Origin of the sequence: Bacteroides faecis MAJ27 (assembly GCF_900106755.1) — a bacterium.
GTDB classification, from domain to species: domain Bacteria; phylum Bacteroidota; class Bacteroidia; order Bacteroidales; family Bacteroidaceae; genus Bacteroides; species Bacteroides faecis.
Genome location: NZ_FNNN01000011.1, coordinates 136,409 through 152,921, shown reverse-complemented (window position 1 = coordinate 152,921; position 16,513 = coordinate 136,409). Strand labels below are relative to the sequence as shown.

Here is a 16,513-nt window from a genome sequence, read left to right as displayed (position 1 = left end):
ATTGCTGATATATAGAGTGATATAGCAATGGCATAGGTTTTGAATAGCAAATAGTAAATAAAACGAAGAATGAACCTGAGAATAATCTATATAACTATTGGAATTTTGTCGACAAGATTACTGGCTGCTCAAAATCAAACCATGGAGTTGACTTTGGAACAAGTGGTGAATATGGCACGGCTAGAATCTCCCGATGCACAGACTGCCCGTCACAGTTTCCGGTCTTCTTACTGGAACTATAAATATTATCGTGCTAATTATTTGCCTTCTTTGAATTTATCATCCGATCCCAACCTTAATCGTGCTATTAATAAAATAACGATGGGAGATGGTTCGGTTAAGTTTGTCGAACAGAATTTGTTGAATACAGACCTCACTTTGAATCTTTCACAAAACATCCCTTGGACCGGAGGTTCTCTCTTTCTTGAAACTTCTGCCCAGCGTATGGATTTATTTAGCGAACATAAATATTCGTGGCAAACTTCACCCGTGATGATAGGATATCGTCAGTCTCTTTTTGGTTACAATAGTCTGAAATGGGATAAACGCATTGAACCGGTGCGCTATCAGGAGGCAAAGAAGAGTTATGTGGAGACATTAGAATTGGTTTCTGCCAATGCGATTAATAAATTCTTCGCATTGGCCACTGCACAAAGTAATTATGACATTGCTTCTTTTAATTATGCCAATGCCGATACATTATATCGCTATGCCCAAGGGCGTTATAATATAGGTACGATTACAGAGAATGAAATGCTGCAACTGGAACTCAATCGCTTGACAGAAGAAACAAATCGTATGAATGCCCGTATCGAAATGGATAATTGTATGCAGGAACTCCGTTCTTATCTGGGTATACAAGAAGACCGTGAGCTTCGTGTACGTATCAGTCCGCAGGTTCCGGATTTCAGTGTCAATCTGAATGAAGCACTGGCATTGGCGTACGAAAACAGTCCGGACATTCAAACGATGAAACGTCGGAAACTGGAAAGTGAAAGTGCCGTGGCAAGAGCCCGTTCTAATGCAGGTTTGAAAGCAGACATATATCTTCGTTTCGGTTTGACGCAGACTGCCGATAACCTGCCGGATGCTTATCGGAATCTGCTGGATCAACAATATGTTAGCCTGAGTATCTCTCTTCCTATTTTAGATTGGGGACGCGGTAAAGGGCAGGTGCGGGTAGCGCGTTCTAACCGTGACCTGGTTTATACTCAGGTGGAACAAAACCGGACGGATTTTGAACTGAATATCCGCAAATTAGTGAAACAATTTAATCTGCAGACACAGCGGGTGCGTATTGCCGCCCGCACAGACGAAACGGCTCAACGAAGAAATGAAGTTGCCCGTAAGCTTTATATATTGGGGAAGTCTACCATCCTCGACTTAAATGCTTCTATTTCAGAAAAAGATAGTGCCCGCCGTAATTATGTTTCGGCTTTATACAATTACTGGAGTTTATACTATACGCTCCGCAGTATGACACTTTATGATTTCGAACGGAATGAACAGCTGACAGAGGATTATAATCTTCTTATTGAATAGAAAATTAATGATTGAATATATAACCAATAAAAACACAAAATACCATATAAGATCATGGATATAAAATTAGAAAAGAAACCGTGGTACATTCGTTATAGATACTATCTGATGGGAGGTCTTTTATTTGCCGCCTTTCTGGGTTATGTAGTTATCTTGTCATTAGGTCCCCGAAAATTGCGTATTGACGCCGAGAATGTTCAGATAGCGGAAGTCAAAGAGGATAATTTTATGGAATATGTAGATGTAGAAGGACTGATTCAGCCGATATTGACCATTAAAGTCAACACCCGTGAAGCAGGAAGCGTTGAAAGCATCGTTGGCGAGGAAGGAAGTCTGCTTCAGCAGGGAGATACCATTCTTATCCTTTCCAATCCGGATTTGCTTCGCAGCATTGAAGACCAGCGTGACGAATGGGAGAAGCAAATGATTACCTATCAGGAACAGGAGATAGAGATGGAGCAGAAGAGCCTTAACTTGAAGCAACAAGCTCTGACGAACAGTTACGAGCTGGAACGACTGAAAAAGAGCATAGCCCTTGATCGGGAAGAATTTCAAATGGGAGTAAAGAGTAAGGCACAACTGCAAGTTGCTGAGGATGAGTATAACTATAAGCAGAAAAACGCAGCCTTGCAACAAGAAAGTTTGCGACATGATTCTGCCGTTACGATGATTCGTAAAGAGTTGATTCGCAATGATCGGGAACGGGAACGCAAAAAATATGAACGTACTCACGAGCGATTGGATAATCTGGTGGTGACGGCTCCTGTAAAAGGACAACTTAGCTTTGTCAGAGTTACTCCGGGCCAACAGGTTTCTTCCGGTGAAAGCATTGCTGAAATAAAGGTACTCGATCAATATAAGATACATACTTCGCTTAGCGAATATTATATTGACCGGATAACTACCGGGCTTCCGGCCACTGTCAATTATCAGGGAAAGAAATACCCGTTGAAAATAACGAAAGTGGTACCTGAGGTAAAAGATCGTATGTTTGATGTTGATCTGGTCTTTACGGGGGATATGCCCGATAATGTGCGGGTTGGTAAGAGTTTCCGTGTGCAGATAGAACTGGGGCAACCGGAACGGGCGCTCATTATTCCACGCGGCAATTTTTATCAGTCCACGGGAGGACAATGGATTTATAAAGTGAACGCTTCGAGGACAAAAGCGATCCGTGCACCATTAAGTATTGGTCGCCAGAATCCGCAGCAATACGAAATTACAGAAGGTTTACAACCGGGAGATTGGGTAATTACGACGGGATATGATACCTTTGGCGATGCGGAGGAGTTGGTATTAAATTAATAACTCGGACACGATTTTAATATATTATGATAAAGTTTTATTTTAAAGTAGTATTTAGAAACTAGTGGAAGCACAAGATAAGGAATGAATGCTATAATTTTTTAAATATACTATTATGATCAGAACTATTAATTTACAGAAGATTTTCAAGACCGAAGAGGTAGAAACTTGGGCATTGAATAATGTGAGCATCGAAGTGAAACAGGGTGAGTTCGTTGCCATTATGGGACCTTCCGGTTGTGGAAAGTCAACATTACTCAATATTCTTGGACTATTGGACAATCCGACAGGAGGAGAGTATTACCTGAATGGAACCGAAGTATCCAAATATACAGAATCTCAGCGCACCAGTCTTCGCAAAGGGGTAATCGGTTTCGTTTTTCAGAGTTTCAATCTGATAGATGAATTGAATGTCTATGAAAACATTGAATTGCCTCTGCTCTACATGGGTATCTCAGCTTCCGAACGTAAAAAGAGAGTTGAGACTGCTATGGAACGGATGGCTATCACTCATCGTAGCAAACACTTCCCGCAACAGCTTTCCGGAGGGCAGCAACAACGTGTTGCCATCGCCCGTGCAGTAGTTGCCAATCCTAAACTGATCCTTGCCGATGAGCCTACCGGTAATCTGGATTCAAAGAATGGCAAAGAAGTGATGGGACTATTGAGTGAGTTGAATAAAGAAGGAACCACCATTGTTATGGTGACACACTCACAGCACGATGCAGGTTATGCCGACCGTATCATTAATTTGTTTGATGGTCAGGTAGTAACGGAAGTCAGCATGTAATATATTGAATAAGGTATCATGATAAAACACTATTTGAAAGTAGCCTTTCGCAATTTGGCAAAATACAAGACACAGACCCTTGTCAGTATCATTGGATTAGCTGTCGGTTTCACTTGTTTTGCGCTGTCTGTCTTATGGATTCGTTATGAAATGACTTACGACACTTTCCATGAGGGAGCCGACCGTATCTATATGGTACGTGCGCATTATACTGATTCTCCGGGTAGCATATTCAATTCCACTCCTTACCCTTTATCGAGTTATTTGCAGGAGAAAATGCCGGAGATTGAAGCTGCTGCTTCCACTTCCATATATCGGGAAATGAAATTTCGTATGGGAGATAATGAGCACGAAGTAGTAATGGCTGCGGCAGATTCTGTTTTCATGAACTTTTTCAATATACAGTTGCTGAAAGGTACGGTCAACTTCCTGAAGGAGAATGACCCGGAAATTGCTATTACAGAGGAGTTTGCCCGAAAACTTTTCGGTAATGAAGAAGATGCTTTGGGAAAAGAAGTGGAGCTGAACGGACGTTCCCGTAAGATAGGTGCCATTGTGAGCGGATGGTCCCGTCATTCTAATATACCATACAGTGTATTGGTTTCGGCAAGACATTATCCACGTTGGGGCAGCAAAGGAGAACAGTTGTTTGTTCGTGTTCGTGCAGGAGTGGACAGGGATACTTTTCAAAAGAAGATAGATAGCATCGATTTGTTGAATATCCCCAAGGAAAGTGAACTCTCGAAACTGCTGATAACACCTGTTTCAGCTTTGCGTTATTCGGATTATGTTTCCAAAGTAGATGTCGTCATTTCTTTCAGTTATATCTTTTACTTCTCATTGGCAGGCGGATTGGTTATCATCTGTTCGTTATTCAATTACCTGACGCTTTATATCAGTCGGCTCTGCATGCGCAGTCGTGAGATGGCACTTCGTAAAGTAAATGGTGCGAGTAATGCCTCCTTGTCGGTTCAGTTTGGCATTGAACTGTTCCTGATTTTATGCATTGCCCTGCTATGCGGACTGTTAATGATAGAACTGAGTATGTCCCGATTCCTGAATTTTACGCAGATAGAGGCTGGTTCCTACTACGGGGAGATTATGGTGTATCTTCTGGTTGTAATCATCTTGTCTTTCCTGTTTGCGCAGATTCCGTTATCTTATTTTCGTCGTCGGACGTTGCAGGAAGCGATCAAAGGGAAGGTGGTAACTGCCAGACCTTATTTGTTTCGTAAGATAGGAATCATCATGCAGTTGGTTGTCAGTCTTGCTTTTATCTTTTGTACGGTTGTCATGATGAAGCAGCTTTATTTTCTGAAGAATACGGATTTAGGGATGGAGCGTCATAATATTGGCAATGTAGCCTTGTGGAATGGAGACATTAAGCAATGGCCGGGAAAGATAGCGGCTTTGCCTATGGTAACGGAGACTTTGCCTCCTTCATATTTCCCGATTATTCCTACAGGACCGATGATGTATGTCGAGATAAACAACTGGGATGATTCGCCGAAAGTGGTGGAAGAAGCTGTAACTGTCGGCATGCTACCTGGCAAAGAAGAGTTCTTTCAATTCTATGATTTGAAATTACTTGAAGGGGAGTTTATATCAGACAAGAATCAAGGAAATGAAGTTGTGATAGATGAGAATACGTGCCACAAGTTTGGGTGGAAACAAGCTTTGGGCAAAAGCTTCTATTATGAGCAGAATGGTCAACACCGTGGATACAAGGTCGTTGGAGTAGTCAGGAACTTAAGTTACCGGCCTCCTACGAGTGAACCCGGGCTGGTTGCCTTTCAGCATCCTAAAGCACAAGAATATCTGTTGAATCGTGCCAGCATTCTTTTTAAATTTAGAGAAGGTATGTGGAATGAATGTCGTGCGGCTATAGAGAAGCTGCACAAAGAAGAATTTCCGAATGCCTATATGCGGTTGTTCAATGAAGAAGAGGAATACAATAAACATCTCCGCTCTGAAGATGCACTGATGAAGCTGTTGGGTTTTGTATCGTTGGTTTGCGTTATTATTTCTGTATTCGGAGTTTTCTCATTGGTGACGCTCTCTTGTGAACAACGACAAAAAGAAATAGCTATACGAAAGGTGAATGGAGCACAAATTCGTCATATCCTCCATCTGTTTTTCCGGGAATATTTATTGTTGCTGATCATTGCTGCTGTTATTGCATTCCCTGTAGGATACGCTGTGATGAGGAAATGGATTGATAATTATGTAAGGCAAACGGCAATAGATGGCTGGATATACATAGGTATCTTTGTGGTGGTAGCTATTATTCTTTTACTTAGCATCATCTGGAGAGTATGGAAAGCTGCCCGCCAAAATCCGGCAGAAATAATCAAAAGCGAATAACATAAACACAATGCTATGATATATCATTATTTGAAAATAGCTTTTCGTAATCTGATAAAGTACAAAACGCAGAGTATCGTAAGTATTGTCGGTCTGGCAATTGGTTTTACCTGTTTTGCGTTATCAGTGCTGTGGATACGTTATGAAATGACGTATGATGACTTTCATGAGGGATCAGAACGCATCTACTTGGCAGGCAATAAATTTGCATTGCAGGGAGATGGCTTTTCTTATCTTTCATCCAGTTTATTGGCAGATTATTTGGATAAGAACTGCCCGGAGGTGGAGAAAGCATGTCATGTGATGGCGGGTTCTGAAGCGGAGCCGGTACTATATCAGAAGACAGAGTATCAGATGATGCAGTTAAATGTCGATTCCAGCTTTGTCTCTATGTTCAACATAACTGTGTTGAATGGAGATAATCAGTTAAGGCTGGGAAAGAACCAGATTGCTATAACTGATAAAGCGGCCAAACGAATATTCGGAGATGAATTACCAATTGGCAAGCAAATAACCTTACCGGAAAATGATCATGCGGAAATGACAATTGTCGCGGTTGTGAAGTCGTGGGAAGGGCACTCTATATATCCTTTTGATATTCTACTACCTTATCCAGACTGGGAAGCACATTGGGGAAGGCAGCAATGTCATACTCTTTTCCGTGTTTACCCCGATACCGACATAAAAGCGTTGGAACAGAGACTGGCAGAATATAAGGTACAACAAGATTCGCATGAGCAGACCATATCTACTCCTATCGCTCTCTTGTCAACATTACGAAGTACTCATCCACAAGAAAATGTGAATGTCAAGTTGAATCATGTGCGTCTTTTTGCATGTATTGGGGTTTTAGTTATCATCTGTGGACTATGCAATTATTTAACGATGCTGATTACCCGTATTCGGATGCGTAAACGTGAATTGGCATTGAGAAAAGTGAACGGGGCTTCCAATGCCGGCCTGTTGTCATTGCTCCTTTCTGAATTGATATTGTTACTTGTTATATCATCGGGCATAGGAGCTATGTTGCTCGAACTGATCCTGCCTGTTTTTAAACGCTTGTCGCAGATTGACGAGAGTACTTCATTTTTCTATGGTGAAGTAAGTCTGTATATCCTGTCGTTGCTTGTGATGACAACGGGAATTGCTGCCATATTTGTATACTATGCCAACAAACGGACTTTGCTTGACAGTATCAGACACAAATCAAATCTTCATCTTTCCGGTTGGTTTTATAAAGCAAGTATTTTGTTTCAACTCTTTATTAGTATCGGTTTTGTATTTTGCACTTTGGTCATGATGAAGCAGTTAAACTATCTGTTGAATTCTAATGAGCTCGGACTGGAAAGGCATAATGTAGGAGTAATTGGTTCTACTTATGGATTTGAGAATGTTCCGTTTGAGAAAATACTGGATCAGATGCCTGATATCACAGAACGTCTGTATGGCTTTTATACTCCTATCCCTAAAATGATATTTTCTACACATGAAGTAAATGAATGGGAAGGTCAAGCAGATAAAGAACAGCGCGTAAATGTAGAAAGTGAAACAATCAATCAGGAATTTGCAGACTTTTTCCAGGTCGGACTTATTGAAGGCAGTATGCTGGATGAGAAAGACGGAAAAGAGGCGGTTGTAGTGAATGAGTCTGCTGTAAAGGCTTTCGGATGGAATCAGCCGATAGGAAAGAAAATACGTATGGGCATTGATGAGGTATGTACGGTAAAGGGAGTTATTAAGGATATCTGTTATAATGCTCCCATACATCCGGTGACTCCCGCTGTTTTCTCTTTGGGTAGTAATAAGGATAGAGGGAATTTCATTTTTAAGTTTAAGGAAGGTACATGGGATACCGTTTCTAAAAAACTAAAAGAAGAGGCACATAAGGTCAATCCGAATGCAGACCTATTTCTGATTAATATGGAAGAGAGGTATAACGATTTTATGAAGTCGGAAAATACGATGATTAAGTTGCTGAGTGTTGTTTCTTTTATCTGTATCATCATTGCCGTATTTGGTATATTTTCCTTAGTGACGTTATCATGCGAACAGCGCCGGAAAGAAATTGCTATTCGGAAAGTAAACGGTGCAAGTGTAAAGGTTATTTTGAATTTATTCTTTAAAGAGTATCTGATTCTCCTTATCATTTCGTCATTCACGGCCTTCCCATTAGGCTACCTCATTATGAAACACTGGCTTGAAGGATATGTAAAGCAGACGCCGATAAGCTTTTGGATGTATGGAGGAATATTTGCCGGTATGCTACTTATTATATTTCTTAGCATCATCTGGAGAGTATGGAAAGCCGCCCGCCAAAATCCGGCAGAAGTAATCAAGAGCGAATAACATCATTATTAAATAAAAGTAATATGAAGAACCAATTGTCTGCTATCAGGACTTTATTCCGCTTCAGAACTTATACGATGATTAATATTATCGGGCTTGCAGTCAGTGTGGCTGCAACGCTGATAATAGTACGCTATATTCATCAGGAACTGACAGTTGATCGCTTCTGTAAAAATTTGGATCAACTGTCTATATTGACAGTGCAATGGAGTAATGGTAATGCTTCAATCATCGACAATACAGACTGGAATCATGATCCTAACTTTATAGATCCTTTGAAGAATCCGGAGATAGAGGCATATACCTATTGTGTCTCTTTTGAAGATGATTTTATTATGGTTGATAACCACCGTTATCTGGCTAATGTTTTGGTAACGGATAGTGTCTTTCTGAAGTTGATGGATTATCCGGTGATCTCCGGAATTAAGTCCATTCAAAAACCGGATGATGTGATCATTACCCGAAAATATGCCCGGCATCTCTTCGGAGATGAAGATCCGTTAGGTAAACAATTAACTTCTTCAGTCGGCACTACGCTTACCATTCGGGGAATCATTGATGAACCGAGTACAAAATCTTCTCTGTCATTTGATCTGATAGCTCCTGTTGATCAGGGAGAATATGTAAGTTGGAGCCGAATGGGATTTTGCATAGTACGTTTGACGAATGGAACAGACGTTACAAAGTATAATGAAAAGATATCTAAACCGCAGTCATTGTTTTGCTTTGGCAGTTCACCTATACAGTATAAACTACTTCCTTTGAAGGAGTTGTATTTTAATAAAACAGTGCGTTCGACGTCAGCAGCTTTTATGCGGGGAAATAAAGACCATGTAACTGTATTGTCTGTGGTGGCTTGTATGTTACTTTTAGTAGGTATTTTTAATTTTATCAACATTTATACCGTTATCGTTTTAAAGCGGGCACGTGAATTTGGGGTTAAGAAGGTGTATGGAGCAAGTAGTCTCCGGATATTTACTCAGATATATGCAGAGAATGTATGTATGGTTGCTGTTGCTTTATTGATTATTTGGATGCTGATAGAAGTAACTGCCGGTTTATTCGCATCGGTATATGCTATTCCTGTGAAATCTGATATATTATTCGACTTATCTCTGTCTTTGGCTCTGTTATTTGGGTTGCCTTTAGTCACGTCTGTTTTCCCTTTTTTACGTTATAATTATTCTTCTCCAATCACTTCTTTGCGTTCTGTAAGTGTTGGAGGGCATTCGATTATTTCCCGTGTCATATTCCTGTTTGTCCAGTATGTGATTACTTTTAGCCTGATAGTGATTGCACTGTTCTTTGTCCGCCAATTATATACGATGCTTCATGCAGACTTGGGATATCAGACAAAAAATATCATATCGGCTCAGTTCCTTTCACATGAAACGATGAATAAAGCATATGCGAGTGATGAAGAATGGCAAAAAGCACATGATTTGGAGCAGCATAAAGAACAAATCATTAAGCAGAAAATGGATGGGTGCCCTTTATTTGTATCGTGGGAGTATGGAGAAGCACCTATTCAGTTGGAGCCATATGTTCATGTAGAATGCAATGGTGAGAAACATAAAATGGCTGTTCTTCATGCAAATAAAGGCTATATGCAGATGTTTGGTCTGAAATTGAAAGAAGGAAGAGGATGGAATGATGAGGATCAGTTTGTCCAATATAAAATGATAATCAATGAAACGGCCCGGAAGTTATTCCGGATAGAGAATATTGATAAAGCCTCATTACAGCCAGAGTCGCGTTTGTGGTGGAGCCAGGGAGTGAACTTAGCAGAAAATCCTCCTTTCGAGGTAGTAGGGGTGATAGAAGATTTCCGGACCGGACATTTATCTAAAGGAGATGTCCCGTTGGCTATTCTATATCAAGAAGGTGGTAATTCTACAGAACCGCTGATCGCTACAATTGCTGAAGGAAAGCGTAAGGAGGCCATTGAGTTTCTGAAAGCACTTCATCAAGAAGTGATTGGAGAAGGCGAATTTACATACTCATTCGTAGAAGATGAAGTTGAGAAGCTGTACGACGATGACAAGAGAACGACCCGCATTTACGTCACCTTTGCCGGACTGGCTATCTGTGTCTCCTGTCTTGGACTATTCGGTTTGTCATTGTATGACATTCGTCAGCGCTACAGGGAGATTGCATTGCGTAAAGTAAACGGAGCTACGGGTAAACAGATAGCTCTGTTATTGGTCAGGAAGTATCTTTATATTTTGGGAGCTGCCTTTGCTGTCGCTATTCCTTTGGTCTATTATATGATTGATGACTATACCAAAGACTTTGCAGTGAAGGCTCCGATAGGAGCAGGGATTTTTGTGACAGGCTTCATCCTTACTTTGCTTATCTCTCTGGGTACATTACTCTGGCAGGTACGCAAAGCTGTCCGCATTAATCCGGCATTGATAATGAAAAGTGAATAAAGTAAGATACTACTGGAAGATAAAAACGTCCTTTTTTGCCGTCATTCGTCACTCTTCTTACTAAATCTTTATAAATCAAATAAATGGGAGTAATGGCAAGCGGTGACGGCAAGGTGATGGTAACATCTGAGAGGATTCTTACCATCACTTTTGCTACCTTGTTTTGTTTGCTGGAACGACTGTATTTACCGGAGACCAGCTACGACATTTAGTACTAAATGATCTGTTCTTTAAGGTGTTATCAATGCTTGTTTATTGTTTTTTGCCAGTAACATCGCTTCGTTTCACGTACGTGGTCCCATCGTTTCACGTGTATGATCCCATGGGCTCACATACGTGATCCGAATGCTTCACGTACATGGAACGAGAGTATGTACCTTACAAAATTTATTAATAAGGCTTTGTTATACTATTAAAGCCCGTATCATATGGGTTAATATACAGTAGGTTGGATGGTGCGTGTCCGGTAATGGCGGTGCATTGGCAACTTATGCTTCCATAAGTTATTTCGTATTTAAAATGAAATGATTTTCTGCTTTTATAAGAGAAGATCATTAGAAAAAATTATCTTTGCAATATTCTTTATTTTATTTCAAATGGAATACATATGAACAAGATGAGAGTTTTTATATGGCTTATTGCTTTGATTGGTTTTAGTGCATGTCAGTCGAAAAGTGGGCAGACTACGGAACAAGAAAATGTAGATAGTCTGACTGTTGCCCCAACAGAAGAAGAGAAAACAATAACCGGAGTAGTAGGAGATGCTTCCATGCATAATTTCATGCTGGTCACTCTAGAAGGAGATACCCTGTTTGTCAGTACAATGGATCAGGAACCGGGCGATGTCAGTGGTTTCGAATCAGGAGATACGGTTCGGGTGGACTATATCGAAGAAGAGGAAGAACCGGGATCGAGTACGATACCTACAGCAAAGAAAGTGACGGTGATTGGTAAAAAGGCCGAATCGGACAACTAATTTTATTTATAATCTAACTGTAACAAGAAAAATGAAAAAGAAAATGTTGGCAGCCACTCTGTTGACGAGCTTATTGGCTGCTTGCGGGGGCAACTCCACATCAATTGTGGGTGCATGGGTAGAACCGGTACCGGGAATGGAAGGACAAGTACAAGGCATTAATATAGAGGAGGGTGGTATTGCTTCTTCTGTCAATATGGCTACACTGGTTTATGAAAGTTGGAAACAAGAAGGAGACCAATTGGTTCTGACAGGAAAAAGTATTGGCAATGGACAGACAATTGAATTTGCAGACACGATGGCTATCAAGAAACTGACGCCCGATTCTTTGATTCTGGATAATCAGGGGATGGAAATCCGTTATGCGAAACAGAAATAAAATGACCAGGGAAGTGAAATACCTTCACGTATAAAAATAAAAAAAGCTACTTTCCCGAAAATATGACAAAGAGGAAAGCAGCTTCTTTTTATAAGGTATTAAGTGCTGACTACAAAAGGTCTAAAGCCTTGAAAGCTTTTACTAACTTTTCTACCGCACTGTCTATCTGTTCTTTAGTGTGAGTAGCCATCAGTGCCACACGTACCAATGTATCCTGTGGAGCACATGCCGGTGGAATAACCGGATTGATGAATACACCTTCGTCGAAAGCTAATTTGGTAACCATGAAAGTCTTTTCCGTATCACGTACGTAAAGAGGAATGATGGGAGATTCGGTAGCGCCAATCTCGAAACCGGCTTCACGGAAACGCTTCAAAGCATAGTTGGTTGCTTCCCACAGAGCGTTCAGTCTTTCCGGTTCATTCTGGATGATGTGCAGAGCTTCCAAAGCAGAAGCTGTTGCTGCCGGAGTATTGGATGCACTGAAAATATAAGTACGTGCATTATGGCGCAGCCAGTTGATGATAGAAGAATCAGCGGCGATGAAACCACCGATGGAAGCCAGTGACTTGCTGAAAGTACCCATGATCAGGTCTACCTCGTGAGTCAGACCGAAATGATCGCAAACACCACGTCCCTGTTTTCCAAATACACCCAGACCGTGAGCTTCGTCTACCATGATAGTAGCATTGTATTTGTGCTTCAGACGAACGATTTCGGGCAAATTAGCCAAATCACCTTCCATAGAGAACACACCGTCTACTATGATCAGTTTGACTGAATCCGGATTGCACTTCTGAAGTTGCTTTTCCAGATCCGCCATATCGTTGTGCTTGTATTTTAATTGCTGAGAGAATGAGAGACGGCGGCCATCTACGATAGATGCGTGGTCACGGTCATCACATATAATATAATCATTGCGGTCAGTCAGACATGAGATAACGCCGGAATTAACCGTAAAACCGGTAGAGAAGCAGAGTGCTTCATCTTTGCCCACAAAGGCAGCCAGTTCTTTTTCTAGTTGAACATGAAGGTCGAGCGTACCATTCAAAAAACGTGAACCGGCACAACCGGAACCGTATTTACGCATGGCTTTGATACCTGCTTCAATCACTCTTTCATCTCCCGTAAGGCCAGTGTACGCGTTGGACCCGAACATTAACACATGTTGTCCGCCCATTTCTACTTCTGTACCCTGCTTTCCCTCAATCTCACGGAAATATGGGTAAACGCCCTGTGCCATAAATTTCTGTGGCAGGTCGTATTTAGCTAACTTCTCTTGTAATAATCCCATGAATTATAATTTATTATACTCATACTCAGACCATTCGCTGATGATCCAATTTCCTTTTATCTTAACAAGTGTTTAAAACAGGGAGCAAAGATAACAAAATTTGCTTTTATCTGTTCTTTTTAAAAGAAAAAAGTTGCTCTCATGAGATTAGAAACCTCTAATAGCTCAAAATTTAATATATTTGTATTACTTTTGTCGTCTACAATTGACAAAGATTAGCATGAACGAAAGAATGAAAAGAATAATATTCGTCGTCAATCCTATTTCGGGAACACAAAGTAAAGAATTGATTCTTAGCTTGCTGGATGAAAAAATAGATAAGGCGAGATACACTTGGGAAGTAGTGTATACAGAAAGGGCCGGTCATGCAGTAGAGATAGCCGCCAAAGCTGCGGAAGAGAAAGCAGACGTGGTGGTCGCTATCGGGGGGGACGGAACAATTAATGAAATAGCTCGTTCGCTGGTACATACGGATACCGCATTAGGAATTATTCCATGCGGATCGGGTAATGGACTGGCCCGGCATCTGCATATACCCATGGAACCTAAAAAGGCACTGGAAGTGCTGAACGAGGGGTGTCTGGATACAATAGACTATGGTAAGATCAACGGCACAGATTTCTTTTGTACGTGTGGAGTAGGGTTCGATGCATTTGTCAGTTTGAAGTTTGCCCATGCCGGTAAGCGCGGACCGTTGACCTATCTGGAAAAGACATTGCAGGAAAGTCTTAAGTATCAGCCCGAAACGTATGAACTGGAAACAGAAAACGGAGTCAGTAAGTATAAAGCTTTTCTGATTGCCTGCGGAAACGCATCACAATATGGAAATAATGCCTATATAGCCCCGCAGGCTACATTGACGGACGGTTTGCTGGATGTGACGATTCTGGAACCTTTCACCGTTCTGGATGTGCCTTCGCTCGCTTTTCAGTTATTCAATAAAACAATCGATCAAAACAGTCGGATCAAGACATTCCGTTGTAAGAAGTTGTGCATCCGCCGGGCTGCACCGGGAGTCGTGCATTTTGACGGTGATCCGATGCAGACGGAGGCAGAAGTGAATATCGAACTTATCAAAAGCGGACTGCGGGTAGTGGTTCCGAAGACAGAAGAAAAAGATGCAGCCAATGTTCTGCAGAGGGCACAGGAATATGTGAACGGAATAAAGCTGATTAACGAGGCAATCGTGGACAATATAACAGACAAAAACAAGAAAATATTGAAAAAGCTGACAAAGAAAGTCTGAAATAAATGCCGAATTCTGATTTATTGTGTACTTTTGCAAGCTACTTAACGAAAAATATCATAAATATTAGAAAATATGTTCAGAACGCACACATGTGGAGAACTGAGAATCTCCGATGTAAATAAACAAATCACGCTGTCTGGATGGGTACAGCGCAGCCGTAAAATGGGAGGTATGACTTTCATTGACCTTCGCGACCGTTACGGTATCACCCAATTGGTTTTTAATGAAGAAATTAATGCTGAACTTTGCGACCGTGCCAATAAACTGGGTCGTGAATTCGTCATTCAGATCACAGGAACAGTGAATGAACGTTTCAGCAAGAACGCAAACATTCCTACAGGAGACATTGAAATTATCGTTTCCGAACTGAACGTTCTGAATACTGCCATGACTCCTCCGTTTACGATTGAGGATAATACAGACGGCGGCGATGATATCCGCATGAAATACCGTTACCTGGATTTGCGTCGTAATGCCGTGCGCTCTAATCTGGAATTACGTCATAAGATGACGATCGAAGTTCGTAAGTATCTTGATAGCCTGGGCTTTATAGAAGTAGAAACCCCTGTATTGATCGGCTCTACTCCGGAAGGTGCACGTGACTTTGTGGTGCCTTCACGTATGAATCCCGGACAATTCTATGCACTTCCTCAATCTCCGCAGACTCTGAAGCAGTTGCTGATGGTGTCCGGTTTCGACCGTTATTTCCAGATTGCAAAGTGTTTCCGTGACGAGGACCTGCGTGCCGACCGTCAACCGGAATTTACACAGATTGACTGTGAAATGAGTTTCGTAGAGCAGGAAGATATCATCTCTACTTTTGAAGGAATGGCCAAACATCTGTTCAAGACGCTTCGTGGCGTTGAACTGACTGAACCGTTCCAGCGCATGCCTTGGGCAGACGCTATGAAATATTATGGTAGCGATAAACCGGATTTGCGTTTCGGCATGAAGTTCGTAGAGCTGATGGATATCATGAAAGGACATGGTTTCTCAGTATTCGATAATGCTGCTTATGTAGGCGGTATCTGTGCAGAAGGAGCGGCAACTTATACCCGCAAGCAACTGGATGCTCTGACTGAATTCGTCAAGAAGCCTCAGATTGGTGCGAAAGGTATGGTTTATGCTCGTGTAGAAGCAGACGGTACGGTGAAATCGAGTGTGGACAAGTTCTATACACAAGAAGTGCTGCAACAGATGAAAGAAGCATTTGGTGCCAAGCCGGGTGATTTGATCCTGATTCTGTCCGGTGACGACGTGATGAAAACACGTAAGCAACTTTGCGAACTCCGTCTGGAGATGGGAGCACAGTTGGGATTGCGTGATAAGAATAAATTTGTTTGCCTTTGGGTTATTGACTTCCCGATGTTCGAATGGAGCGAGGAAGAAGGCCGTCTGATGGCTATGCACCATCCGTTTACACATCCGAAAGAAGAAGATATTCCATTGCTGGATACTGATCCGGCTGCCGTACGTGCCGATGCTTATGATATGGTTGTCAATGGTGTGGAAGTTGGTGGAGGATCAATCCGTATTCACGACGCCCAGTTGCAAGCCAAAATGTTCGAGATTCTGGGCTTCACTCCGGAGAAGGCACAGGCTCAGTTCGGCTTCCTGATGAACGCATTTAAGTATGGTGCACCTCCTCACGGTGGTCTGGCATACGGACTCGATCGTTGGGTTTCTCTTTTCGCTGGTCTGGATTCTATCCGCGACTGTATCGCATTCCCGAAAAATAACTCAGGACGTGATGTAATGTTGGATGCTCCTTCTGAAATTGATCAGACTCAACTTGATGAACTCAACCTGATCGTTGATATCAAAGAAAATAAGTAA

General features: G+C 41.6%; 12 protein-coding genes. 11 read left to right on the top strand and 1 reads right to left on the bottom strand.

Features of this window, described 5'->3' with window-relative positions:
* Positions 1–69 precede the first annotated feature (69 nt).
* The 9 genes from BLW31_RS11450 to BLW31_RS11415 all read left to right on the top strand — a co-directional run bounded on the left by BLW31_RS11450 (position 70) and on the right by BLW31_RS11415 (position 12,134).
* Positions 70–1,542 carry a TolC family protein gene (locus BLW31_RS11450; RefSeq protein ID WP_010538047.1) on the top strand — a complete coding sequence of 491 codons (1,473 nt, stop codon included), beginning with the start codon at positions 70–72 and terminating at the stop codon, positions 1,540–1,542.
* 54 nt (positions 1,543–1,596) lie between these two features.
* Complete coding sequence (locus BLW31_RS11445; protein ID WP_010538046.1) at positions 1,597–2,847, top strand: efflux RND transporter periplasmic adaptor subunit; 1,251 nt, start codon at positions 1,597–1,599, stop codon at positions 2,845–2,847.
* A gap of 115 nt (positions 2,848–2,962) precedes the next feature.
* The gene (locus BLW31_RS11440) at positions 2,963–3,637 is read left to right on the top strand and encodes an ABC transporter ATP-binding protein (RefSeq protein ID WP_010538045.1); all 675 of its coding nucleotides are present in this window, start codon (positions 2,963–2,965) and stop codon (positions 3,635–3,637) included.
* An 18-nt stretch (positions 3,638–3,655) separates the two neighbouring features.
* Positions 3,656–6,001: an ABC transporter permease gene (locus BLW31_RS11435; RefSeq protein ID WP_010538044.1), complete on the top strand. Its 2,346-nt coding sequence runs from the start codon at positions 3,656–3,658 to the stop codon at positions 5,999–6,001.
* Between the two features lie 15 nt (positions 6,002–6,016).
* A complete protein-coding gene (locus BLW31_RS11430) occupies positions 6,017–8,347 on the top strand; it encodes an ABC transporter permease (RefSeq protein WP_010538043.1) in 2,331 nt (776 codons plus the stop codon).
* Positions 8,348–8,370: 23 nt separating this feature from the next.
* Positions 8,371–10,779 carry an ABC transporter permease gene (locus BLW31_RS11425; RefSeq protein ID WP_010538042.1) on the top strand — a complete coding sequence of 803 codons (2,409 nt, stop codon included), beginning with the start codon at positions 8,371–8,373 and terminating at the stop codon, positions 10,777–10,779.
* A gap of 83 nt (positions 10,780–10,862) precedes the next feature.
* Complete coding sequence (locus tag BLW31_RS24780) at positions 10,863–10,991, top strand: hypothetical protein (protein WP_256207904.1); 129 nt, start codon at positions 10,863–10,865, stop codon at positions 10,989–10,991.
* 395 nt (positions 10,992–11,386) lie between these two features.
* Positions 11,387–11,755: a hypothetical protein gene (locus tag BLW31_RS11420; RefSeq protein ID WP_010538041.1), complete on the top strand. Its 369-nt coding sequence runs from the start codon at positions 11,387–11,389 to the stop codon at positions 11,753–11,755.
* 31 nt (positions 11,756–11,786) lie between these two features.
* The gene (locus BLW31_RS11415; protein ID WP_010538040.1) at positions 11,787–12,134 is read left to right on the top strand and encodes a lipocalin-like domain-containing protein; all 348 of its coding nucleotides are present in this window, start codon (positions 11,787–11,789) and stop codon (positions 12,132–12,134) included.
* Positions 12,135–12,243: 109 nt separating this feature from the next.
* On the opposite strand, the gene spt is transcribed toward BLW31_RS11415, so the two are convergent.
* Positions 12,244–13,428, bottom strand: a complete 1,185-nt coding sequence (gene spt / locus BLW31_RS11410) for a serine palmitoyltransferase (protein ID WP_010538039.1) — start codon at positions 13,426–13,428, stop codon at positions 12,244–12,246.
* 220 nt (positions 13,429–13,648) lie between these two features.
* On the opposite strand from spt, the gene BLW31_RS11405 reads away from it, so the two are divergent.
* Both BLW31_RS11405 and aspS read left to right on the top strand, forming a co-directional pair.
* Positions 13,649–14,674, top strand: a complete 1,026-nt coding sequence (locus BLW31_RS11405) for a diacylglycerol/lipid kinase family protein (protein ID WP_010538038.1) — start codon at positions 13,649–13,651, stop codon at positions 14,672–14,674.
* Positions 14,675–14,749: 75 nt separating this feature from the next.
* Positions 14,750–16,513, top strand: a complete 1,764-nt coding sequence (aspS, locus tag BLW31_RS11400) for an aspartate--tRNA ligase (RefSeq protein WP_010538037.1) — start codon at positions 14,750–14,752, stop codon at positions 16,511–16,513.

Excerpts from the sequence above, each read along its gene's own strand:
- BLW31_RS11445 (WP_010538046.1), top strand. The coding sequence starts at position 1,597 with ATGGATATAAAATTAGAAAAGAAACCGTGGTACATTCGTTATAGATAC.
- BLW31_RS11440 (WP_010538045.1), top strand. The coding sequence starts at position 2,963 with ATGATCAGAACTATTAATTTACAGAAGATTTTCAAGACCGAAGAGGTA.
- BLW31_RS11425 (WP_010538042.1), top strand. The coding sequence starts at position 8,371 with ATGAAGAACCAATTGTCTGCTATCAGGACTTTATTCCGCTTCAGAACT.
- BLW31_RS11420 (WP_010538041.1), top strand. The coding sequence starts at position 11,387 with ATGAACAAGATGAGAGTTTTTATATGGCTTATTGCTTTGATTGGTTTT.
- BLW31_RS11435 (WP_010538044.1), top strand. The coding sequence starts at position 3,656 with ATGATAAAACACTATTTGAAAGTAGCCTTTCGCAATTTGGCAAAATAC.
- BLW31_RS11405 (WP_010538038.1), top strand. The coding sequence starts at position 13,649 with ATGAACGAAAGAATGAAAAGAATAATATTCGTCGTCAATCCTATTTCG.
- BLW31_RS11415 (WP_010538040.1), top strand. The coding sequence starts at position 11,787 with ATGAAAAAGAAAATGTTGGCAGCCACTCTGTTGACGAGCTTATTGGCT.
- BLW31_RS24780 (WP_256207904.1), top strand. The coding sequence starts at position 10,863 with ATGGGAGTAATGGCAAGCGGTGACGGCAAGGTGATGGTAACATCTGAG.
- spt (WP_010538039.1), bottom strand. The coding sequence starts at position 13,428 with ATGGGATTATTACAAGAGAAGTTAGCTAAATACGACCTGCCACAGAAA.
- BLW31_RS11450 (WP_010538047.1), top strand. The coding sequence starts at position 70 with ATGAACCTGAGAATAATCTATATAACTATTGGAATTTTGTCGACAAGA.
- BLW31_RS11430 (WP_010538043.1), top strand. The coding sequence starts at position 6,017 with ATGATATATCATTATTTGAAAATAGCTTTTCGTAATCTGATAAAGTAC.
- aspS (WP_010538037.1), top strand. The coding sequence starts at position 14,750 with ATGTTCAGAACGCACACATGTGGAGAACTGAGAATCTCCGATGTAAAT.